Annotated in this window: 21 protein-coding genes; 5 read left to right on the top strand and 16 right to left on the bottom strand. The window is 74.3% G+C overall.

The window, feature by feature from the left end:
* Window positions 1-143: 143 nt before the first annotated feature.
* Window positions 144-1,481, bottom strand: coding sequence for a glutamate mutase L (locus DMP17_RS41865; protein ID WP_226367534.1), 1,338 nt, complete (start codon window positions 1,479-1,481; stop codon window positions 144-146).
* Between the two features lie 119 nt (window positions 1,482-1,600).
* Here DMP17_RS41865 and DMP17_RS41870 point away from each other — a divergent pair, with 119 nt between their 5' ends.
* The gene (locus tag DMP17_RS41870; protein ID WP_337832422.1) at window positions 1,601-3,232 is read left to right on the top strand and encodes a long-chain fatty acid--CoA ligase; all 1,632 of its coding nucleotides are present in this window, start codon (window positions 1,601-1,603) and stop codon (window positions 3,230-3,232) included.
* Window positions 3,233-3,289: 57 nt separating this feature from the next.
* Here the strand turns inward: DMP17_RS41870 and DMP17_RS41875 are convergent, their stop codons facing one another.
* From DMP17_RS41875 to ald, 3 genes are all read right to left on the bottom strand, one after another.
* Window positions 3,290-4,837 carry an amino acid permease gene (locus DMP17_RS41875; protein ID WP_337832423.1) on the bottom strand — a complete coding sequence of 516 codons (1,548 nt, stop codon included), beginning with the start codon at window positions 4,835-4,837 and terminating at the stop codon, window positions 3,290-3,292.
* An 82-nt stretch (window positions 4,838-4,919) separates the two neighbouring features.
* The gene (locus DMP17_RS41880) at window positions 4,920-6,455 is read right to left on the bottom strand and encodes an amino acid permease (RefSeq protein ID WP_226349965.1); all 1,536 of its coding nucleotides are present in this window, start codon (window positions 6,453-6,455) and stop codon (window positions 4,920-4,922) included.
* Window positions 6,456-6,548: 93 nt separating this feature from the next.
* Window positions 6,549-7,649, bottom strand: coding sequence for an alanine dehydrogenase (gene ald, locus DMP17_RS41885; protein ID WP_226349964.1), 1,101 nt, complete (start codon window positions 7,647-7,649; stop codon window positions 6,549-6,551).
* A 95-nt stretch (window positions 7,650-7,744) separates the two neighbouring features.
* Between ald and DMP17_RS41890 the strand changes: the two genes are divergently transcribed.
* A complete protein-coding gene (locus DMP17_RS41890; protein ID WP_226367537.1) occupies window positions 7,745-8,248 on the top strand; it encodes an Lrp/AsnC family transcriptional regulator in 504 nt (167 codons plus the stop codon).
* On the opposite strand, the gene DMP17_RS41895 is transcribed toward DMP17_RS41890, so the two are convergent.
* Window positions 8,242-8,832: a TetR/AcrR family transcriptional regulator gene (locus tag DMP17_RS41895; RefSeq protein ID WP_337832424.1), complete on the bottom strand. Its 591-nt coding sequence runs from the start codon at window positions 8,830-8,832 to the stop codon at window positions 8,242-8,244. The genes DMP17_RS41890 and DMP17_RS41895 overlap by 7 nt on opposite strands.
* Before the next feature lie 110 nt (window positions 8,833-8,942).
* Between DMP17_RS41895 and DMP17_RS41900 the strand changes: the two genes are divergently transcribed.
* A complete protein-coding gene (locus tag DMP17_RS41900) occupies window positions 8,943-10,193 on the top strand; it encodes an FAD-dependent oxidoreductase (protein ID WP_337832425.1) in 1,251 nt (416 codons plus the stop codon).
* Window positions 10,194-10,269: 76 nt separating this feature from the next.
* On the opposite strand, the gene manA is transcribed toward DMP17_RS41900, so the two are convergent.
* The 5 genes from manA to DMP17_RS41925 form a co-directional block, all read right to left on the bottom strand.
* Window positions 10,270-11,481: a mannose-6-phosphate isomerase, class I gene (gene manA, locus DMP17_RS41905; RefSeq protein ID WP_337832426.1), complete on the bottom strand. Its 1,212-nt coding sequence runs from the start codon at window positions 11,479-11,481 to the stop codon at window positions 10,270-10,272.
* A gap of 27 nt (window positions 11,482-11,508) precedes the next feature.
* Window positions 11,509-12,627, bottom strand: coding sequence for an SIS domain-containing protein (locus DMP17_RS41910; RefSeq protein ID WP_226349959.1), 1,119 nt, complete (start codon window positions 12,625-12,627; stop codon window positions 11,509-11,511).
* Window positions 12,624-12,827, bottom strand: coding sequence for a Trm112 family protein (locus tag DMP17_RS41915; RefSeq protein ID WP_020627721.1), 204 nt, complete (start codon window positions 12,825-12,827; stop codon window positions 12,624-12,626). The genes DMP17_RS41910 and DMP17_RS41915 overlap by 4 nt, the downstream gene beginning before the upstream one ends.
* A 110-nt stretch (window positions 12,828-12,937) precedes the next feature.
* Complete coding sequence (locus DMP17_RS41920) at window positions 12,938-14,350, bottom strand: phosphomannomutase/phosphoglucomutase (protein ID WP_337832427.1); 1,413 nt, start codon at window positions 14,348-14,350, stop codon at window positions 12,938-12,940.
* Between the two features lie 64 nt (window positions 14,351-14,414).
* Window positions 14,415-14,765 (bottom strand): DUF3499 domain-containing protein, encoded by a 351-nt coding sequence (locus DMP17_RS41925; RefSeq protein WP_020627719.1) that lies wholly within the window; start codon window positions 14,763-14,765, stop codon window positions 14,415-14,417.
* Between the two features lie 135 nt (window positions 14,766-14,900).
* On the opposite strand from DMP17_RS41925, the gene DMP17_RS41930 reads away from it, so the two are divergent.
* Complete coding sequence (locus tag DMP17_RS41930) at window positions 14,901-15,386, top strand: metallopeptidase family protein (protein ID WP_208622973.1); 486 nt, start codon at window positions 14,901-14,903, stop codon at window positions 15,384-15,386.
* Window positions 15,387-15,470: 84 nt separating this feature from the next.
* Here the strand turns inward: DMP17_RS41930 and DMP17_RS41935 are convergent, their stop codons facing one another.
* Complete coding sequence (locus DMP17_RS41935; protein WP_337832807.1) at window positions 15,471-15,761, bottom strand: WhiB family transcriptional regulator; 291 nt, start codon at window positions 15,759-15,761, stop codon at window positions 15,471-15,473.
* Window positions 15,762-15,982: 221 nt separating this feature from the next.
* Here DMP17_RS41935 and DMP17_RS41940 point away from each other — a divergent pair, with 221 nt between their 5' ends.
* Complete coding sequence (locus tag DMP17_RS41940) at window positions 15,983-16,753, top strand: site-2 protease family protein (protein WP_226349956.1); 771 nt, start codon at window positions 15,983-15,985, stop codon at window positions 16,751-16,753.
* Between the two features lie 7 nt (window positions 16,754-16,760).
* On the opposite strand, the gene DMP17_RS41945 is transcribed toward DMP17_RS41940, so the two are convergent.
* From DMP17_RS41945 to DMP17_RS41965, 5 genes are read right to left on the bottom strand one after another with little or no spacing between them, the layout of a single operon-like run.
* A complete protein-coding gene (locus DMP17_RS41945) occupies window positions 16,761-17,291 on the bottom strand; it encodes an NUDIX hydrolase (RefSeq protein WP_226349955.1) in 531 nt (176 codons plus the stop codon).
* A 4-nt stretch (window positions 17,292-17,295) separates the two neighbouring features.
* Window positions 17,296-18,645: a coenzyme F420-0:L-glutamate ligase gene (locus DMP17_RS41950; protein WP_226349954.1), complete on the bottom strand. Its 1,350-nt coding sequence runs from the start codon at window positions 18,643-18,645 to the stop codon at window positions 17,296-17,298.
* Window positions 18,638-19,636 (bottom strand): 2-phospho-L-lactate transferase, encoded by a 999-nt coding sequence (gene cofD, locus DMP17_RS41955; RefSeq protein ID WP_226367547.1) that lies wholly within the window; start codon window positions 19,634-19,636, stop codon window positions 18,638-18,640. The genes DMP17_RS41950 and cofD overlap by 8 nt, the downstream gene beginning before the upstream one ends.
* Window positions 19,637-19,654: 18 nt before the next feature.
* Complete coding sequence (locus tag DMP17_RS41960; RefSeq protein WP_226367548.1) at window positions 19,655-20,602, bottom strand: DNA-3-methyladenine glycosylase family protein; 948 nt, start codon at window positions 20,600-20,602, stop codon at window positions 19,655-19,657.
* Between the two features lie 11 nt (window positions 20,603-20,613).
* On the bottom strand, window positions 20,614-21,684 hold the full coding sequence (locus tag DMP17_RS41965; RefSeq protein ID WP_337832428.1) for an NDP-sugar synthase: 1,071 nt from the start codon (window positions 21,682-21,684) through the stop codon (window positions 20,614-20,616).
* Window positions 21,685-21,689 lie beyond the last annotated feature (5 nt).

A 21,689-nucleotide genomic window follows, 5' to 3' on the forward strand; every position in this document is an offset into this window, starting at 1 on the left:
CGGAGACAGGCGCCCTTTCTCGTCCGTGCCGGCCGGGCCCGAGCGTGGCGGCCGGTGACGGCCGCTGCAGCGCCTCTCGGCGCCCGGCGATGTCGCGACCTCCATGGTTCCGAGCCACCGCGGGGGTGTCAACTCAGGCGTGATCAGCCCGTCAGGTGCTCGGCGAGCAGCCCGCCCGCCGCGACCTCGCGGCCGTGCGCGGCCAGCAGCCCGGCCGGGGCCAGCACGGACTCGCTGTCGACCCGCACCTCCGCCCGGGCCAGCAGCGGGGCCAGGACGGCGTCGTGGCGCACCGTGCGGGCCGCCGCGGCCAGCCCGGCCGCGTCGCGCTGGCGGAACACGCCCCCGGTGAGCACGACGAGACCGATCTCACCCGCGTCGACGGGGGTGTCCGGGCCGGTCCCGGGGTGCGCGGGGTCGGCCAGGACGCCGGTGTGGCGCAGGTGCCTGCGCAGCGCGACCACCGCCGCGATCGCGGCCAGCCTGCGGTCCTCGGCGGCCGCGCCCCGGTCGGCGGGCACGGTGGCCCGCGACTCCTGCAGCGCGGCGACGGCCGGGCCGAGCAGGTCGGCCTCCACCGGGTCGACGATGCCCTCGGTCTGGGCCTCCGTCAGGACGCCGACGGCGCCGTCGCGCACCCCGAGGTCGCCCTCCACGGTCGCGGCCGCTGGGCCGGGCCCGGGGCCGCTGCGGTGCACGTCGGTGGTCGCCGACCCGACGTCGACGACGAGCACCCCGGTCCCGGTCAGCCGGGCCAGCACCCCGGCCCCGTCGCCGACCGCGGCGTGCGTCGCGGAGTGGACCAGCGCGCCGAACCGGCCGGTGCCCGCCCCGAGGACGTGCCGGGCGTAGAGCGCGGCGACGGCGTCCCGCGCGGGCCCGGCGACGATCCGGCCCGGCTGCGGCGTGACGTTGGGGCAGGTCGTGACGGCCCGCCCGCCGGCCAGCAGCAGGCCGAGCGCGTCGGCGCGGGCGCCGTCGTCGACCGAGAGCAGCACCGGCCAGTGCCCGCGGGTGCGGGCCAGCCTGCCCGCGTTGTGCAGCAGCACTGCCGGGTCGGCACCGTCGGCACCGCCGAGCAGCAGCACCGCCCCGGGGCGGCGGCTCGACAGCTCCAGCACCGCGTCGGGCTCCAGCGGCCCGGGGTGCACCCCGACCACCCGGGCCCCCGCGGAGCGGCAGACCCGGTGCCCGGCCTCGGTGGCGATCAACGTCTCGGCCCCGACCACGGCCAGACGCAGTGCCCCGCCCGCCGAGGAGCAGGCCAGCACCCGCGGCGCGGCCCGCCTGCCCCGGCCCGCGGCGGCCGCCGCGGCGGCGACGGCCGCGTCGACCCCGGTGAGCACGTCGGCCGTGGTGGGGTGCTCGGCGAACCCCGCCGGGGTCCCGTCGGGCAGTACCAGCACGGCCTTGGTCCAGCAGGAGCCGACGTCGAGGCAGACCGCAGGCGAGTGCGGGTCGTCCGGCGACGCGTCGGTCATGGACGGCGAGCGTACTGCGGTCGGGCGGTCACAGGGAGTGTCCGCGGCAGATCCGTTGCGACCCGCACCTGGCCGAGAGGTGGGTGATCGCGGTCACCTCCGCCGGTAGGTTGATCGATGTGCTCGGACTGATGCAGGACCGCCCGCTGACCCTGCCGCACGTGTTCCACCGCGCGGAGCAGCTGTTCGGGCGCAAACGGATGGTGACCGCTCGGCCGGACGGCACCGAGGACGTCGTTACGGTGGCCCAGTGGGCCGAACGGGTGCGCCGGCTCGCGACCGTCCTGGACACCCTGGGCGTCTCCGCGGACGGCCGCGTCGGCACGTTCTGCTGGAACACCTCCCGGCACCTGGAGCTCTACCTCGCCGCCCCGTGCACCGGCCGGGTGCTGCACACGCTCAACATCCGGCTGCACCCCGACCAGCTCGTCTACGTCGCCGAGCACGCGGGCGACGAGGTCGTCTTCGTCGACCGCTCCCTGCTGCCGCTGTTCTGGCCGCACGTCGACCGGCTGCCCGGCGTCGCGCACGTGGTGGTGCTCGACGACGGCGCCGACGTCGCGGTCCCCGACGACCCGCGGATCCGGTCCTACGAGGAGCTCCTGGCCGCGGCCGAGCCGTACGCGGGCCGGTTCGTCGTCGACGACGAGAACAGCGCCGCCGCGATGTGCTACACGTCCGGGACCACCGGGAACCCGAAGGGCGTGGTCTACAGCCACCGCTCGACGATGCTGCACTCGCTCGTCACGCTGATCGCCGACGGCCCTGCACTGTCCGAGCGCGACGTCGTCATGCCGGTCGTGCCGATGTTCCACGCGAACGCCTGGGGCCTGCCCTACGGCTGCCTGCTCGCCGGCACCGACCTGGTGTTCCCCGGCCCGGACCTGTCCCCCGGCGCGATCGTCGACCTCGTCGAACGGCACCGGGTCACCGTCACCGGCGGGGTCCCGACGATCTGGATGAACGTGCTGCCGCTGCTCGGCGAGCGCGACCTGTCGTCGCTGCGCACGATCTTCTGCGGCGGCTCGGCGGTCCCGAAGGCGCTGTGCGAGGAGTACCGCGTCCGGCTCGGCGTACCGCTGCTGCAGATCTGGGGCATGACCGAGACCTCGCCGATCGGCACGATGGCCGTGCTCGGCTCGCACCTCGACGGTGCCTCCGACGACGAGCTCGCCGCCGCGCGCGTCCGCCAGGGCAGACCGATGCCGCTGGTGGAGATGCGGATCGCCGACCCCGAGACCGGCGAGGAGATGCCCTGGGACGACCACGCCACCGGCGAGGTGCAGGCGTCCGGGCCGTGGATCGCGAAGGAGTACCACAAGGGCGAGGGCGGCGGTGCTCAGTTCACCGACGACGGCAGGCTGCGGACCGGCGACGTCGCCACCGTCGACCCGTACGGCTCGTTCCGCCTGGTCGACCGCACCAAGGACCTGATCAAGTCCGGCGGCGAGTGGATCGGCACGGTCGAGCTGGAGAACGAGATCATGGCGCACCCGAAGGTGGCCGAGGCCGCGGTGATCGGCGTCGCGCACCCGCAGTGGGTGGAACGGCCGCTGGCCTGCGTCGTCGTCGAGCCGGGCGCGACGCTGACCCTCGACGAGCTGCGGGACTTCCTCGCCGACCGGGTCGCGAAGTGGTGGCTCCCCGATGCCCTGGAGCTGGTCGACGAGGTGCCGAAGACCAGCGTCGGCAAGTTCTCCAAGAAGACCCTGCGCGAGCGGTTCGCCGGCTACACCCTGCCGAAGGCATGATCATCGGTACCTGAGCGCTGCCCGGCCGGGCCGTGACAGCGCTCAGGTACCGGTCGACTACTGCTCCTCGCCCCGCTGCGGGGTCCTGCGGCCGCGCGACTCGGCGGCGATCTCTGCCAGGGTCTGGCCCGTGGCCAGCCGGGAGCGCGTCCGGCCGTAGACGAAGTAGATCACCGCACCCAGCGCCATCCAGCCGAAGAACCGGATCCAGGTGTCGGCCGGCAGGAACAGCGCCACACCGAAGCAGGCCACCGCCGACACGATCGGCAGCACCGGCATGAACGGCACCTTGAACGTGCGCGGCAGGTCCGGACGGCGCTTCCGGAGCACGATCACGCCGATCGAGACCAGCACGAACGCGGCCAGGGTGCCGATGTTGACCAGCTGCCCGAGCTCGGTGAGCTCCAGGAAGCCGCCCATCAGGGCCGCCGAGACACCGGTGATGATCGTCAGCCGGTACGGGGTCCGGAAGGTCGGGTGCACCCGGGCCAGCCACGGCGGCAGCAGCCGGTCGCGGCTCATCGCGAACGCGACGCGGGTCTGGCCCAGCATCAGCGTCATGATCACGACGGTGAGGCCGATCAGGATGCCGAAGGAGATGATGAACTCCGCCGCGGGCAGCCCGGTCGCCGCCATCGCCGCCGCGGCCGGTGCCTCCACCCCGAGCTGCTCGTAGGGCAGGATCCCGGTGTAGACCAGCGACACCACGATGTAGAGCAGGGTGGCGATGGTCAGCGACGCGATGATGCCGATCGGCATCGTGCGCTGCGGCTCCTTCACCTCCTCCGACAGCGTCGCGACGATGTCGAAGCCCAGGTAGGCGAAGAAGACCAGCGCGGCGGCGGTGAAGACGCCGGTCAGGCCGAACGCCGTGTCGATGCCGAACAGGTCCATGATCAGCGGGGTGCCCGCCGCGGTGGAGTAGTCGGCGGGCCGGGACTCGGGGACGAACGGGACCCAGTTCTCGCCCGAGACGAAGAAGACGCCGATCCCGATGATCCCGGCGACGATCACCAGCTTGAGCGTGGTGACCGTGGCGTTGACCCAGGCCGACAGCTTGATGCCGACGATCAGCACGGTCATCATCAGCAGCGCGATGAACACCGCGGGCAGGTCGATGATCCCGCCGCCGCCGGGCCCGGCGGAGACGGCCTCCGGCACCGGGAGCCCGATGCTCGCCATCACCGTGTCGAAGTAGCCACCCCAGCCCTTCGACACCGTGGCCGCGCCGAGGGTGAACTCCAGGACCAGGTCCCAGCCGATCATCCAGGCGATGAACTCGCCCATCGAGGCGTAGGAGAACGTGTACGCGCTGCCCGCCACCGGGACGGTGGAGGCGAACTCGGCGTAGCAGAGCGCCGCGAGCGCGCACACGATCCCGCTGATGAGGAACGAGAGCGACACCGCGGGGCCCGAGTAGAGCGCCGCGGCCTCGCCCGCCAGCACGAACACGCCGGTGCCGATCAGGACACCGATACCCATGATCGTGAGCTGGACCGGTCCGAGTGCCTTCTTGAGCTGGAACTCCGGTTCCTCGGTGTCCCGGATCGCCTGCTCGACCGTCTTGGTGCGGAAGATCCCGCCATCGGGGCTTCTGGCCGTCATGGCCGAAAAGATACGTTCTGTCCGTTTGATACGGAACGGCGGCGCACCCGGGAATCGGGTACGCCGCCGTCGCCGGGGGGGATCAGTCGGAGGACGTCGCCTGGGCGGGCAGGTCACCCCGCTCGCGACGGCCGAGGATCGAGTTCTTCCGCGAGTAGGAGAAGTACACGATCACGCCGATGACCATCCAGATGACGAACCGCAGCCAGGTCTCCACCGACAGGTTCAGCATCAGCCAGACGCAGGCGAGCACGGCCAGGATCGGCACGAGCGGCACCAGCGGGGTACGGAAGCCGCGCGGCAGGTCCGGCCGGGTCCGGCGCAGGATCACCACGCCGATCGAGACCAGCACGAACGCGAAGAGCGTGCCGATGTTGACCATCTGCTCGAGGTCCTGGGCCGGGAAGAACGTCGCGACCAGGGCGATGACGACGCCGATCAGCCAGGTGGCGCGCCCCGGGGTGCCGAAGCGGTTGGTCTTGGCCAGCGCGGTCGGCAGCAGCCCGTCGCGCGACATCGCGAAGATGACGCGGATCTGGCCGAGCATCAGCACCATGACGACCGTGGTGAGGCCGAGCAGCGCGCCGACGGCGATGATCGTCGCCGCCCAGTTGATGCCGAGCGAGGCGAACGCCGTGGCCAGCGTGGCGCGGGTGCCGTCGGGCTTCGTGGCCAGGTCGGTGTAGGGCACCATGCCGGTGATCACGAGCGCGACGGCGACGTAGAGCACGGTGACGATCGCGAGCGAGCCGAGGATGCCGCGCGGCAGCGCCTTCGACGGGTTCTTGGTCTCCTCCGCCGTCGTGGCGACGGCATCGAAGCCGATGAAGGCGAAGAACACGATCGCGGCGGCGGCGAACACGCCGTAGACCCCGAAGACGCTCGACGAGGCGCCCCCGAAGAACGACAGCAGCGACTGCTGGATGCCGGTGCCGGTCTCGACCGTGCCGGGCGTGGGCTCCGGGACGAACGGGGTGTAGTTCGCCGCGTTGATGAAGAAGGCGCCCAGGATGATCACGAACAGCACGATCGCGACCTTGATCGTGGTGATCACCAGGCTGACCCGGCTGGACAGCTTCGTGCCGCGGTAGAGCAGGAACGCCAGGACGACGACGAGCAGCAGCGCGCCCCAGTCGAAGGAGAAGAAGCTCCCCAGCTCGAACGAGGTCGAGACCTCGATGCCGATCAGGCCGAGGGTCTGGGCGAGGTACTCCGACCAGCCCTTCGACACGTAGGCCGAGCCGACCGCGAACTCCAGGACCAGGTCCCAGCCGATGATCCAGGCGATGAACTCGCCCAGGGTGGCGTAGGAGAAGGTGTAGGCGCTGCCGGCGACCGGCACCGTCGAGGCGAACTCTGCGTAGCAGAGCGCGGCCAGGCCGCAGGCCACCGCGGCCAGCACGAACGACAGCGACACCGCGGGTCCCGCGATGTTGCCGGCCGTGCTGGCGGCCAGGGTGAAGATGCCGGCGCCGATGACCACCGCGACCCCGAAGACGATCAGGTCGATCGTCCCCAGGTCCTTCTTCAGCCGGGTGTCCGGTTCGTCGGTGTCCCGGATGGATTGCTCGACCGTCTTGGTGCGGAACATGCCGCCACCACGGCTCGTGACCGTCATGGGCGGTGAAGCTACGACGTCGTTGCGTCCTGCGTCACGTCTCCGTGCACAGATTTGAGGTCACGATGCTGTTGCGCCGTCGAACCCGGCCGGTCAGAGGGTGTCGTGCGGCAGGCCGTGCGCCTGCGCGACCTCGTGCGACAGCAGCGTCCCGGCGTGGGTGGACAGGCCCGCGGCGAGGTGCGGGTCGGCCTCGGTCGCGGCCCGCCAGCCCTGGTCGGCCAGGCGCAGCACGTGCGGCAGCGTCGCGTTGGTGAGCGCGCGGGTCGAGGTGTGCGGCACCGCGCCGGGCATGTTCGCGACGCAGTAGAAGACGGTGTCGTGCACCCGGTAGGTCGGGTCGGCGTGGGTGGTGGGCCGCGAGTCCTCGAAGCATCCGCCCTGGTCGATCGCGATGTCGACGAGCACGGCGCCGGGCCGCATCTGGGAGACGAGCTCGTTCGACACCAGGGTGGGCGCCTTGGCCCCGGGCAGCAGGACCGCGCCGATCACGAGGTCGGCGCTGGTCACCGCCTCGCGCACGGACAGCGCGGTGGAGTACTGGGTGCGCACGGCACCGGCGTACTGCTCGTCGATCGCGCGGAGCTTGTCCACGTCGACGTCGAGCACGGTCAGCTTCGCGCGCATGCCGGCGGCGATGGCGATGGCGTTCGCCCCCGCGACACCGGCACCGAGCACGACGACGTCGGCACCCGGCGCGCCCGGGACGCCGCCCAGGAGCATGCCGCGCCCGCCCGCCGAGCGCATGAGGTGGTAGCCGCCGGCCTGCGGGGCGAGCCGGCCCGCGACCTCGCTCATCGGGGCGAGCAGCGGCAGCCGGCCACGGGAGTCGGTGACGGTCTCGTAGGCGATGGAGGTCGTCCCCGCCGACAGCAGCGCGTCGGTGCAGGCGCGCGACGCGGCCAGGTGCAGGTAGGTGAACAGCGTCAGGTCCGGGCGCAGGTGGCCGTACTCCGAGGAGATCGGCTCCTTCACCTTGAGCAGCAGCTCGGCCGAGCCCCACACCTCGGCGGTGTCGGACACGATCTGCGCCCCGGCCTCCTTGAAGTCGGCGTCGGAGATCGCGGACCCGGCGCCGGCGTCGTGCTCGACGACGACCTCGTGCCCCCGCCCGACGAGCTCGTGCACCCCGGCGGGCGTGAGCGCCACCCGGAACTCGTTGTCCTTGGTCTCCTTCGGCACCGCGACGCGCATGTCCCTCTCCTCCACTCGGCCCGCTATCTGCGTCAATGGTGAAGAAACATCGGTAAGCTGCCAACAGAACTGAACAAGATTCTCGGAGGCCTTCTGTGAACGATGATTCCTCGAATACGCGGCGGATCAGGCCGTCACCGTCGAACCCTGTTCGGCTCGACGGGGTCGACCGCGCCCTGCTGCGCCAGCTGGAGCGGGATGCCCGGACACCGAACAACTCACTCGCGGCGGGCGCGGGGATCGCCCCGTCGACCTGCCTCGGCCGGATCCGGGCGCTGCGCGAGCGCGGGGTGATCCGCGGCTACCACGCCGATGTCGACCCGGCGGCGACCGGCCACCCGCTGCAGGCCATGATCTCGGTCCGCCTGCAGTCCGACGCCCGCGACCGGCTCGCCGAGTTCGTGACCCGGGTGTCCCGCCGCCCCGAGGTCCGCGACGTGTACTTCCTCGCCGGCGACGACGACTACATGATCCGGGTCGCGACCGCCGACACCGTGGCCCTGCGCGACCTGGTCGGCACGCTCAACGCCTGGGCCGAGGTCGCGGGCACCCGGACGTCGCTGATCTTCGAGCACCACCGGGCGCCCGACACCTACTGAGCCCCGTCGTAGCCGTGGCGGAGCAGGGCGAACGCCGCGTCGAGGTGCTCGCGGGCCCGGCCCGACTGCTCGCGCAGCAGCGGCGGGATCCCGACGACGACGTGTGCGAGCACCCGGTCCGCCGGTGCCGGCTCGGCGCGCCCGGCGTCCGCCGCGAGTGCCGCGGCCAGCGCCGCCTCGTGCCGGGCCCACATCCGGCGCGCGTGGTCGCGCAGGCTCGGCGCCGCGTCGGTCAGCGCGCGGAACCGCTCCATCTCGGCCGCCGACGGCCGTCGCGCGGCGGGCGGGCCGTCGACCCGCGCGAGCAGCCAGGCGTACAGCCCGTCGACGACGTCGGTGCCCGGCGCGCGGTCGCGCACCGCGGCCACCAGCTCGGACTCCTGCTCGGTGTCCTCGTCGAACAGCAGCGCCTCCTTGCTGCCGAAGTGCTTGAACAGCGTGGTGACCGAGACGTCCGCGGCCTCGGCGATCTCGGCGACGGTCACCTCGTCGAAGCCCCGGTCGAGGAACAGGCGCAGTGCGGCGTCCGCGATGCCCTGGCGGGTGGCGGCCTTCTTGCGTTCGCGGCGTCCGGGTGCGGTCACGGCGACAGGTTAGCGCAGTCACTCAGAAAGTGAAGCCACTACACTTTTCAATCGACTTCACCTACAGTCGTGGCCGACCCACTCGCACTCCCCCCACCCCGGAGGCCACCATGACCACCCCACCGCACGTCCTCGTCACCGGAGCCGGACCCGGCGGCCTGACCCTCGCCCGCGTCCTGCAGCGCCACGGCGTCGCCGTCACCGTGCTCGAACGCGAGGCCGACATCACCACCCGCGACCAGGGCGGCACCCTGGACATGCAGCGCGACAGCGGGCAGGTCGCGCTGTCCGCCGCCGGTCTGCTGGAGGAGTTCCTGCGCGTGTCCCGGCCCGAGGGCCAGGACATGCGGATGCTGGCCCCGGACGGCGCGGTCCTGCTCGACGAGCGGGCCGCCCCCGGCGAGCTGTTCAACCCCGAGATCGACCGCGGCGACCTGCGTGCGCTGCTGCTCGGGTCCCTGGCCCCCGGCACCGTGCGCTGGGGCACGCGGCTGGACCGGGTCGAGCACCGCGACGACGGCAGGCTCGACGCCGTGCTCGCCGGACCGCCCGACGGCACCGGTCCCGGCACGCGGGAGCGGGTCACGGCCGACCTCGTCGTCGGGGCGGACGGGGCGCGCTCGCGGGTGCGACCGCTGCTGTCGGCGGCGACGCCGTCCTACACCGGGGTGACCTTCGTCGAGCTGCGGGTCACGCCCGCGTCGTTCCCGGGCCTGGAGGCGCTCGTCGGACGCGGGGGGATGACCACCCGCGCCGCCGGACGGGCCCTGTTCTGCCAGCGGCTCGGCGACGGCTCGGCCCGCGTCTACGCCGGGTTCCGCCGTCCGCCCGGCTGGGCCGCCGAGCACGGCCTCACCACCACCGCCGGGGTGCTCGACGACCCGGCCGCGGCCCGCGCCGTGCTGCTCACCGCGTTCGCGGGCTTCGCCCCCGAGCTGCGGGAGCTGATCGTCCGGTGCGACGACCGGATCGTCGAGCGGCCGCTGGAGATGCTGCCCGTCGGGCACCGCTGGGACCCGGTCCCGGGGGTCACGCTCATCGGCGACGCGGCGCACCTGATGTCGCCGTTCTCCGGGCAGGGTGCCAACTCGGCCATGCTCGACGCCGCCGACCTGGCCCGCGAGGTCGCGGCGACCCCGCACGACCTCACCGGCGCGGTCGCCCGCTACGAGGCGACGATGTTCCCGCGGGCGGAGCACAACGCCGCCGGCGCGGCGCAGGGGCTGGAGCGCTTCTTCTCGGCGGAGGCGGCCGCCGACCCGGTCGCGGTGTTCGCCGAGGTGATGGCCGAGGTCGGCGCGGCCGGGGCGCACGGCGACGCCGACGGGACCGACCCCGCCGCGGCCCGCCGCACCGGGTAAGCCGGGACGCGGTGGCCCGCGGCGCGGCGGGCCACCACCCGGCGACCCGCAGCGCGACGGGCGAGAGCGCGGTGGGCTACAGCGCGTCGCCGGACAGGAAGACGGTGGCCCCGTCCTCGCCGGTGGTCAGCACGGCTCCGCTGTCGGCCGCGGAGAGGAACACCGCGCGGCCGCGGGGCAGCTCGACGGTGACACCGCCGGTGTCGACCGCGGCGTCACCGTCGACGCACAGCAGGATGCGGGCGCCGGTGCCGGGGACGTCCAGCTTGTCCCGGCCGTCGGTGACCGCACGGCGGAGCAGGAACTCCTCGACCGGCACGTCGTAGCGGTGCCAGCCGTCGGCGCCGGGGTCGGGGACCGGGGCGCGGACCGGCGGCGGCGGGGCGGTGAAGTCGAGGACGCGCAGCAGCTCCGGCACGTCGACGTGCTTGGGCGTCAGCCCGCCGCGCAGCACGTTGTCGGAGTTGGCCATCACCTCGATGCCCGCCCCCGACAGGTACGCGTGCAGGTTCCCGGCCGGCAGGTACAGCGCCTCGCCGGGGGCCAGGGTGATCCGGTTGAGCAGCAGCGCGGCGAGCACGCCCGCGTCGTCGGGGTAGCGCTCGGACAGGTCGAGCGCGGTCTTCGCCTCGCCGGTCCACTCCTTGGCGGTGCCGCGCTCCAGCAGCCGGACCGCACCGTCCTGCAGGGCCGGGACGAGCCCGTCGAGCACCGACTGGGGCAGCGTGATCCAGGTGGTGAACAGCGCGCGCAGCCCGTCCGGGCACGGCTGGCCCGCGAGCAGCTCGGTGTAGGCGGCGAGCTCGGGGACGTCCAGGGCGCGCAGCAGCTCCACCGTGCGGGCCGGCTCGCGGAACCCGACCAGCGCGACGAACTCGGTCAGCGCGCAGATCAGCTCCGGCTTGTGGTGGGCGTCGCGGTAGTTGCGGTCCGGCGCGTCCACCGCGATCCCCGCGGCGTTCTCCCGCTCCCAGCCCTCGCGGGCCTGCTCCAGGCTCGGGTGGGCCTGCAGGCTCAGCGGCTCCTCGGCGGCCAGCACCTTCAGCAGGAACGGCAGCCGTCCCTCCCAGCGGTCGCGGCCCGGGCCCAGCGCGGCGACCGGGTCGGCGGCGATGAGCTCGTGCAGCGGGCGGGTGCCCCCGGCGACCGTCGACGGGGCGGCCGGGTGCGCGCCCAGCCACAGCTCCGCCTGCGGGTGCGGTGACGGGACGGCCTCGCCGAGCAGCTCGGCGATGACCGTCCGCGAGCCCCAGGCGTAGGTGCGGATCGGGTTCTCCAGCAGTTCCACGGGTCTCCCGGTGTCAGGTGCGCGGGGTCAGGTGATCAGGGTGGCGCCGGTCGCCAGGCCGAGGTACACGGCGGCGATGTCGGCGCGCAGGGCGAGCACACCGGCCCGCAGCAGCGCCGCGTCGCGGGTGCCGCGCGGGATCTCGTCGACCGGGTGCGCCAGGTCGGCGTTCGGCCACTCCCGGCCGAGCACCCGGCGGCTCACCGACTGCGGGTCCTCCTCCCCCGTGCCGAGCAGCACCAGCCGCGGCGGCGGCGCGTCGCCGCCGGGGGCCGGGTCGTCGAACGGGTCGTGGAAGATGTCGCCCCCGCCCCGCTCGGACAGGTCGACGGCGACGCGCAGCCCGGCCAGGGTGCCCGCCTGCGCGAGCCCGTCGGCGTGCGCGACGACGCCGGCGTGGGTGGCCAGCGCCAGCGCGCCGTGCCGGGCCACCGCGGCGGCGGCCGGGTCCACGCCCCACAGCAGCGGCGTCCGCTCGGCCAGCCGCAGCGCGAGTGCCTTCGCCGGGTTCACGAACGGCTCGTGCGCGGGCTGGCAGCGCTCGGCCTCGGCGTCCAGCGCGTCGGCCAGCGCCTCGAGCCGGGCCGGGACCTCCTCGCTGCGCATCCCGGGCAGCAGGTCCAGCTCGGCGACGGCGACCAGCGCCACCGTCAGCGCCTGGGCGAACCCGAGCCCCTCGGGCAGCGGGATGCGCGGCTCGACCAGCCGGGCGCGCCCGGCGCCGGCCTGGGCGACCGGCCCGGAGTCCGGCGCGGACAGCACGACCTCGGCGCCGCGGTGCACCGCGACGGCGACCGACTCGGCCAGCTCCGGGTCGGTGGGGTCCGCGGAGTGCGCGACGACGACGTCCAGCGGCCCGATCCAGCCCGGCAGCCGCTCGGCGGCCACGACCGGCACCGGACAGCGGTCCCCGAGCAGGGCCGTGACGAGGTCGGCCACCACCCCGGAGACACCGGGCCGGTGCAGCAGCACCAGCGCGCGCGGACGGTGCCCGCGCAGCCGGTCCAGCCCGGCCTGGCCCGCGGTGTACAGCGCGGAGCGGACCTGGGCGCCCGCGGTCGCGGCGGCCCGCAGGACGCCCGTGGTGTCCCGCGCCGCCAGCCCCTCGGGATCGGCCAGCAGCGTGTCGTCGAGCACCCCGTTCACCCGTCGTCCCGTCCGTCCCCCGCCGGCCCGGTCCCGGGCAGCGCCTCGTCGAGGAGCAGCACCGGGATCCCGTCGGTCACCGGGAACGCGCGACCGCACGCCGTGCAGGTCAGCCGGTCCTCACCCGGGGTCAGTACCGCGTGCGCGTCGCACGGGCAGGCCAGGATCTCCAGCAGCTGGGGGTCGAGCTGTAGGGCCACGGTTCTCCTCGTCGTCATGTCGCGCTCTCGATGCTGCCACCCGGTACCGACACTCCGCGGCAGCCGACCGGGTACGGACGCCATCACCGCAGGTGTGCGGGGCCGCGCGATCAGGCGCGCACGACCGCCAGCACCTCGTCCACCAGGGCACGGACGGCCGCGTCGTCGGCGGCCTCGACGTTGAGCCGCAGCAGCGGCTCGGTGTTCGAGGCCCGCAGGTTGAACCACGACCCGTCCGGCAGCGAGACGGTCAGGCCGTCGAGCCGGTCGAGCTCGACGCCGTCGCGCGGGCCGAAGACGCCCTCGATCTCGGCGACCCGCGCGGCCTGGTCGCCGACCGTCGAGTTGATCTCCCCGGAGGCGGCGTAGCGGTCGTAGCCCGCCATCAGCCCGGACACCGTCGCGCCGACGGCGGCCGCCCGGTGCTCGCCGAGCGCGGCCAGCAGGTGCAGCGCCGCGAGCATGCCGGAGTCGGCCTTCCAGAAGTCGCGGAAGTAGTAGTGCGCGGAGTGCTCGCCGCCGAACACCGCGCCGGTCTCGGCCATCGTCTGCTTGATGAACGAGTGACCCACCCGGGTGCGGACCGCGCGGCCGCCGTGCTCGGCGACCAGCTCCGGGACCGCCCGCGAGGTGATCAGGTTGTGGATGACGGCGACGTCGGACTCCCCCGCCGCGTGCGCCCGGGCGAGCTCACGGGCCGCGACCAGCCCGGTGATGGCGCTGGGGCTCACCGCCTCGCCCCGCTCGTCGACGGCGAAGCAGCGGTCGGCGTCGCCGTCGAAGGCCAGGCCGAGGTCCGCGCCCTCGGCGACGACCCGCTTCTGCAGGTCGACCAGGTTCGCCGGGTCCAGCGGGTTCGCCTCGTGGTTCGGGAAGTTCCCGTCGAGCTCGAAGTACAGCGGCACGACGCGCACGTTCAGGCCGTCGAACACCGTCGGGACGGTGTGCCCGCCCATCCCGTTCCCGGCGTCGACGACGACGGTCAGCTCCGGGGAGGCGTCCAGCGAGGTCAGGTCGACCAGGCCGCGCAGGTAGCGCGCGTAGCCGGTGAGCATGTCCTCGTTGCGCACGGCACCCGGCGTCGGGACCTCGGGGACCCCGGAGTCGAGGAAGCGGCCCGCCTCGTCGCGGATCGTCGCGAGGCCGGAGTCCTGGCCGACCGGGACGGCGCCGGCGCGGCACAGCTTGATGCCGTTGTAGGCGGCCGGGTTGTGGCTCGCGGTGAACATCGCGCCGGGCAGGTCCAGCGTGCCGGAGGCGTAGTAGAGCATGTCGGTGCTCGCGAGCCCGATGTCGACGACGTCGAGCCCCTGCCCGGTCACCCCGTCGGCGAACGCCGCCGCGAGCGCGGGCGAGCTGTCCCGCATGTCCCGCCCGACGACCACCGCCGACGGCGCCGGGTCGTCACCCGCCACGAGCCGCGCCGTCGCCGCACCCAGTGCGCGCGCGGTGGGCTCGTCCAGTTGGTCGCCGACGACACCGCGGATGTCGTAGGCCTTCACGATCGCCGAGAGGTCGGGCACGACGCACGACCCTAGCGCAGCCGTGTCACCCGTCCGCGCAGGTCTCCTCACCCCGTGGGGCGGCTCAGCCGTCCTCGGGCTTCGGGAGCACCCGCAGGTGCCCGCGCCGCCCCGTGCCGCCGGGCCGTGCGACCACCTCGACCGGCCGGTCCACCCGGCCCGCCTCGCGGACGGCGTCGGCGAGCGCGGTGAGGTCCTCGCCGCTGTGCTGGGGCTGGGCGAACTCGCCCTCGAACCGGACGACCTCCCACCCGCGGGGGGCGGTGAGGTTGTGCGCGTGCCCGGTGCACAGGTCGTAGGAGTGCGGCTCGGCCTGCGTGGCCAGCGGGCCGACGACGGCGGTCGAGTCGGCGTAGACGTAGGTGAGCGTGGCGACGGCGAGCTCGGTGCAGCCCGTCCGTGAACATCTCCGCACACTCAACACGTCGCCGACGATAGCCCGTCGCGGGCCCGCCGCCGCACTGCGACGCGCACCCCGCTCGGCGGACGGTCCGCCCGCCGCGGTCGCGGGTCACCCCCGGGTGGGGCGCGGGGGTCCTAGAATGCCCTGGTGCCCACCGCTCGTCCCGAGAACGACCGCCGGTCGCCGCGCAGCCCGCGCCGGCGGGACCGGCGAGGACGCGGCCTGCGCGGCCTGATGTACCCGGTGTCGACGCCGGCCTTCCGCACCCGCGCCGAACGCTTCGACGCGAAGGTGCTGGAGGCGCTCGAACCGATCGAGGCGCGCTGGGGCCCGGAGCTGGTCGACCTCGACCTCGCCGTCGACGACGTGCCGTCGGTCGACCGCACCTCGCCCGACGAGATCGTGTGGGGCACCGGGGTGCTGGCCGACGTCGGCGTCCCGCTGGCGCACCTCGTGCCGGCCGGGGTCGACTCCGCCGGGATGCCGACCCGGGCGCGGATCGTGCTCTACCGCCGCCCGCTCGAGGCCAGGGCGCGCAACGGCGAGGACCTCGCCGACCTCGTGCACGAGGTACTCGTCGAGCAGGTCGCGGAGTACCTCAACATCGAGCCCGACGCCGTCGACGGCGGCTGAGCGTCCCCGCGGCACGACCCGGGGACGACGACGGGCCGGTCACCGTGACGGCGACCGGCCCTCGTGTGTTCCCCCCGGAACAGGTCAGACGGCGGCGCGGCGCAGGCGGCGCCGTTCCCGCTCGCTCAGCCCGCCCCAGATGCCGAAGCGCTCGTCCTGGGCCAGCGCGTACTCCAGGCACTCGGCCCGGACCTCGCAGCCGGAGCAGATGCGCTTGGCCTCACGGGTGGAGCCGCCCTTCTCGGGGAAGAACGCCTCCGGGTCGGTCTGCGCGCAGAGCGCGCGCTCCTGCCAGTCCGGCACCTCTTCGGAGGGACCGTCGTCCAGCAGGCCCTTCAGGTCCAGGATCTGGGCGACCTGGTCGTAGTCGGCCATCTCGTGATCGGGCCGTTCGACCGTGCCCAACGGCTCGGCCTCCACCGGCCGCAGCATCCGCATGAACCCCTCGACGTCGTCCACTCGCCCACCTCCCCGCAACGCACTGGCGAATGACACCGCTGTAAGTACAGCGCTGACACTCGCTCTGTGCAAGCCGGCTCTGCCGATTGAGTGAAGGGTCGCGCGCGGGCGTTTCCTCCGACATGGAGTATGGGTACGTGCCGTCCCTGACACGCCGCATCAGCCCCTGGTTCCTGCTGATCCTCGGCGTCACCCTTCTCGGTGGTGTTCTCGCCGCCGCCGCCGTCCCCACCCGATCGGGGGCACTGGCGACCTCCGGGATCTTCGTCATGGTGCTCGGCGGCTGGGTGGTGTCGCTGTGCCTGCACGAGTACGGGCACGCCATCACCGCCTACCGCGGCGGGGACACCTCGGTCGCGGCGAAGGGCTACCTGACCCTCGACGTGCGGCGCTACGCCGACCCCGGCCTGTCCCTGGTGCTGCCGCTGATCATCCTGCTGATCGGCGGGCTGCCGCTGCCCGGCGGCGCGGTGTGGATCAACCAGTGGGCGCTGCGGTCGCGGGCCCGGCGCAGCGCGGTCTCACTGGCGGGCCCCGCGGCGAACCTGGCCCTCGGCATCGTGTTGATCATCACGGTGGCCGTGTTCCCGGGGATGCCGCTGCCGGTGGCGGCCGGGCTGTCCGCGCTCGCGTACTTCCAGATCATCGCGTTCGTGCTGAACATGCTGCCCGTGCCCGGCCTCGACGGCTGGGGCGCACTGGAGCCGTACCTGTCCGCGCCGGCGCGGCGCCTCGGCGAGCGGGTCCGGCCCTGGGCACCGTTCGTGCTGCTCGCCCTGCTGCTGTTCGTGCCCGGGGTGAGCGCGCTGTTCTTCGCCGCCACCCAGCTGCTGTTCGGCGCCGCCGGCGGGAACCAGGAGCTGTTCCGGCTCGGCTACTCCGCGATGTTCTTCTGGCGCAACTTCTGAGCCCGGCTCAGCGGGCGGCGGCGACCATCGTCGCGACGGTGTCGTCGTCGGCGGGCAGCGCGTCCACCGGCCACCACCGCAGGTCGAGCGACTCGTCGCTGATCCGCGGCGTCGCGCCCGCGGGGGCGCGAACCAGGTAACGCACGTCCAGGTGGCGGGTCGGGACCCCGAGCGAGCAGGTGACGGGGTGGACGTCGACGTGCAGCGGGTGCTCGTCGATCTCCAGGCCGTCGATCCCGGACTCCTCGGTGGCCTCGCGCAGCGCCGCGGCGCGCAGCGAGTCGTCGCCCGGCTCGCAGTGCCCGCCCAGCTGGATCCAGCGGCCCACCCGCGGGTGCAGGGTCAGCAGCGTGTGGTCCCCACCCGCGTCGAGCAGCAGCGCCGACGCGGTGAGGTGCCCGGGCACGCAGGAGCGGTCGCAGGCGTCGTCGGGGCGCGCGTCGAGGAAGGCCAGCAGCGCGTGCTGCAGGGCCCGCTGGCCGGCGTCGCGCGGTGTCCAGGCACCCAGCTCGCGGGCGGCCGTCGCCGGGGCTACCACGGGCTCACAGCTCCAGCAGGCCGTCGCCGGCCGGCCGGGGCGCGCGCGGGGCGATCGGCTCGACCGGCACGCCGACGGCGACCGCGCCGAGCGCCGCCCAGTCGTCGGGCAGGTCCAGGACCCGGCGGGCGACGTCCGCGGCGAAGATCGTCGAGCCGACCCAGCAGGACGCCAGCCCCTCCGCGGCCAGCGCGACCAGCAGGGACTGCACCGCCGCCCCGCCGGCGACGGTGAACATGTCCCGCTCGGCGGCACCCCGGGCCGTGTCCGGGTAGCCGTGCATCCCCGCGGTGGACCGGAACGCCAGCACCAGCTCCGGGGCGCGGCGCAGCAGGTCCCCGCGGGCGAGGCGGCGCTCCACCTCGTCGGCCGGGCGCCCGTCGGCGACCAGGTCGGCACGCCAGCGCTCGCGCAGCGCGTCGAGCACCGCGGTGCGTCGCGCCGCGTCACGCAGCCAGACGAACCGGAACGGGGTGCTGTGGTGCGGCGCGGGCGCGGTCAGTGCGACGCCCACGGCGCGGCGCACGGCGTCGGCGTCGACCGGCTCGTCGGCGAAGTCCCGGGTGCTGCGACGCAGCAGGACCGCCTCGCCGCGTCCGCGGGCGATCGCCTCGTCGGTGCCCAGCCAGAACAGGTCCTCGGAGATCGGCCGGATGAGGTCACGGGCGGTCGAGCCGTCGTCGGACAGGGCCGCGCCGCGCAGCACCGCGACCGGCAGCCCGCCGAGCTTGCCCTTCACCAGGTCCGCGGCCGCGGCGATCTCGTCGGCGACGGCGATCTCGGTGACGACCAGGTCGTTGCCCTGGCCGTCGACGGCGCCGGAGTAGCCGTGCAGCACCGGCAGCCCGGCCGAGCCGATCGCGATGTCGGTCTGGCCGACCCGCCAGCTGCGCCCCAGGGTGTCGGTGACGACGACGCCGACCTCGACCCCGAGCCGCTCCCGCAGCCCGGCGCGCAGCCCGGCCGCGCTGGCGTCCGGGTCGGCGGGCAGCAGGGCGAGCTCGTCGCGGCGGACGTTGGAGCCGTCGATGCCCGCGGCGGCCTGCACGATGCCGAGCTTCCCGGCCACGATCAGCGTCCGGCCCTTGCGGGCCACCACCCGCTCGGTCTCCTGGTCGACCAGCCTGCGGCGCAGCGCGTCGCGCTCCTCCTCGTCGGCGGGGGCCGGCACCAGCCTGCCCTCGACCTTGGAGAACACCTTGCTGGTGACCACCACGACGTCGCCGTCGCGCAGCCAGGTCATCCGCTCGGCCAGCGCGGCGGTGAGGTCGTCGCCGGGGCGGAACTCCGGCAGCCCCGGGACTCCGATGATCTCCAGCTTCTGCGACGCGTGGTCGGGGAAACCCTCAGACACCGACGCCCGCCAGCTCGAACGCGGCGCGGACCATGGCGGCGGTCGCGTCGTGGTCGGTCATCAGCAGCGGCACCTCGCGCACGGTCGCGCCGGGCACGGTCGCGGCGTCGCCGGTGTGCACCAGGTAGCCGTCGAGCAGGCCGCCCTCGCCGCGGCCGCCGTAGTGCCGGCCCACGCCCTCGGCGCTGGTCTCGACGCCGATCGCGCTCAGGCAGGCGTCGGCCATGCCCCGCACCGGCGCCCCGCCGACGATCGGGGACAGCCCCACGACCTTCGCGGGCGTCGCCGCGAGGGCCTGGGCCATCCCGGGGACCGAGACGATCGTGCCGATCGACACCACCGGGTTGGACGGGGCGACGAGCACGACGTCGGCCCCGGCGATCGCGGCCCGGGCGTCGGGCAGGATCGCGGCCTGGTCGGCGCCGACCGAGGCGAAGCGGTACGCCTTCGGGGCGGCCCGGTGCCGGATCCACCACTCCTGGAAGTGGATCGCGACCTGCGGGGTCTCCTCGACCGCGGCCGGGTCCGGGTTGTCGATCACGACGTGGGTCTCGACGCGGTCGTCGGAGGCGGGCAGCAGCCGCACCCCGGGCTGCCAGCGGTGGCAGAGCGCCTCGGTGACCTGGGACAGCGGGTAGCCGGCACGCAGCATCCGGGTCCGGACGAGGTGGGTGGCGACGTCGCGGTCGCCCAGCCCGAACCAGGTCGCCTCGGCGCCGTAGGCCTCCAGCTCGGCCTTGACCGACCACGTCTCGTCCGAGCGGCCCCAGCCCTTCTCGACGTCGATGCCGCCGCCGAGGGTGTACATGACGGTGTCGAGGTCCGGACAGACCCGCAGCCCGTGCAGCCAGATGTCGTCGCCGACGTTGACCACGGCCGTGACCTCGTGCGCGGACTCGCCCGACCCCACGGGGGGCAGTCCGAGCGCGTGCTTCACGCCTTGCAGGAAGCGGGCTCCGCCGACGCCGCCGACCAGAACGGTGACCTTCACACGGCGACCCTACGTCGGTCAGAACGAGCGGTAGTCGCGCGGGGAGAACCGGGGCCCGAACCGGGGACGGCGGAACCCGGACGCCTCGATGTAGCGGACCGCGCGCTGGCGCTGCGGCACGTAGGGGGCGAGCACCTCGAGCATCCCCGCGTCGTCGAGGTCGTGGCCGAGCAGCGCCCAGCCGACGGTGTTGGGCACGTGGAAGTCGCCGAAGCTGACCGCGTCCGGGTCGCCCCAGGCGCGCTGGGCGATCTCCGCGGCCGTCCAGACCCCGATGCCGCGGACCCGGCGCAGCAGCACCCGGCCCTGCTCCCCGCCCAGCTCGGCGGCCCGTTCCAGCCGGTGCGCGACGACGGCGGCGTGCAGGATCGCCGTCCGCCGCGCGTGGTCGACGCCGGCCCGGTGCCACTCCCACTCCGGCACCGCGCGGATCTGCTCGGGCGTCGGCGGGACCCGCATCCCGGCGGGCACCACCCCGGCCGGGCCCGGCGCGGGCGCCCCGAAGCGCCACGCGAGCTCGCGGAAGGAGCGGTGCGCCTCGGTGCCGGTGACCTTCTGCTCCAGCACCGCGGGCAGCAGCGCGTCCCACACCCGGCCGGTGGAGCCCAGCCGCAGCCCGGGACGGCGCCGGTGCGCGTCGGCGACGAGCGGGTGGTGCGCCACGAACGCCGACGGGTCGTCGTCGGCCCCCAGCAGCGACGGCAGCCGGTCGACCTCCCAGGCCGCTCCCGGCCCCCAGCCGGTCGCCCGCACGGTGCCGTGGGGGCCGCCGTCGGCGCGACGGCGGATCGCGACGGTGGCGGGACCGGCCGGAGTCGTCGAGACCCGCCAGATCACGGCGCCGTCGACGGCGGTGCGCCAGGTGGGGTCGCCCCGGCCGCGGCGCAGCGGGGCGAGCACGCCGTACAGGTCGAGCGGGAACGGCGGCCGCCATTCCCGGTCCACCACCACGGCGACCGCGTCCACGCCCCCGATGGTCACACGTCGGGCGAGAACCGGACCCCGTGGGGCGGCAGCGTGACGTCCGGCCACACCCGCATGTTGTGCCGCAGCTCGCAGTGCGCGCCGATCACGGCCCGGTCGCCGACCACGGTGTCGCGGACGCTTGCGCCCTCCTCGACGACCGCACCGGCCCCGATCACCGAGTTCTCCACGACCGCGCCCGCCTGCACCACCGCGCCGTCGAACAGCATGGAGCCCTCGACCCGGGCCCCGGAGCCGATCCGGGCGCCGCGGCCGACGGTCGTCCCGCCGAACACGAACGCGTCGGAGGCCACCTCGGCCCCCTCCAGCACCATCGACTCGCCGGTCGGCCCGGGCAGCGCCGCCGAGGGCGCGACCCCGCGGACCAGGTCCGCCGAGCCGTGCACCAGGTCACCGGGGGTGCCCATGTCGCGCCAGTAGGCGACGTCGACGTGGCCCTGCACGTGCGCACCGGAGGCGAGCAGGTCGGGGAACGTCTCGCGCTCCACCGACACCGGCCTGCCCTCGGGGATGGTGTCGATGACCTCGCGGCGGAAGACGTAGCAACCGGCGTTGATCTGGTCGGTCGGCGGGTCCTCGGTCTTCTCGAGGAACTCCAGCACCCGGCCGGTCGCGTCGGTGGGGACGCAGCCGAAGGCCCGCGGGTTCTGCACCCGCACCAGGTGCAGCGTGACGTCGGCACCGGTGCTGCGGTGGGTGTCGGCGACGGCGGTCAGGTCGGTGCCCGCCAGTACGTCGCCGTTGAAGATCATGACGTGCTGGGCGGAGAGCTTGCCGGCCACGTTGCGGATGCCCCCGCCGGTGCCCAGCGGCTCGGCCTCGGTGACGTAGGTGAGGTCCAGCCCCAGCGACGACCCGTCGCCGAAGTGCTCCTCGAAGGTCTCGGCCAGGTAGCTCGTGCCCAGCACCGCCCGCCGGATGCCCGCCTCGCGGATCCGCGACAGCAGGTGCGCCAGGAACGGCACCCCCGCCGTCGGCAGCATCGGCTTGGGCGCCGACAGGGTCAGTGGCCGCAGCCGGGTGCCCTTGCCCCCGACCAGCACGACCGCCTCGACGTCCTGCAACGCAG

It is taken from the genome of Pseudonocardia sp. TMWB2A, assembly GCF_017312135.1.

What these genes read in the sequence shown, in the direction of transcription:
- ald (WP_226349964.1), bottom strand. Translation starts at nt 7,649, where the DNA reads ATGCGCGTCGCGGTGCCGAAGGAGACCAAGGACAACGAGTTCCGGGTG.
- DMP17_RS41900 (WP_337832425.1), top strand. Translation starts at nt 8,943, where the DNA reads ATGACCACCCCACCGCACGTCCTCGTCACCGGAGCCGGACCCGGCGGC.
- DMP17_RS41880 (WP_226349965.1), bottom strand. Translation starts at nt 6,455, where the DNA reads ATGACGGTCACGAGCCGTGGTGGCGGCATGTTCCGCACCAAGACGGTC.
- DMP17_RS41865 (WP_226367534.1), bottom strand. Translation starts at nt 1,481, where the DNA reads ATGACCGACGCGTCGCCGGACGACCCGCACTCGCCTGCGGTCTGCCTC.
- DMP17_RS41875 (WP_337832423.1), bottom strand. Translation starts at nt 4,837, where the DNA reads ATGACGGCCAGAAGCCCCGATGGCGGGATCTTCCGCACCAAGACGGTC.
- DMP17_RS41935 (WP_337832807.1), bottom strand. Translation starts at nt 15,761, where the DNA reads ATGGCCGACTACGACCAGGTCGCCCAGATCCTGGACCTGAAGGGCCTG.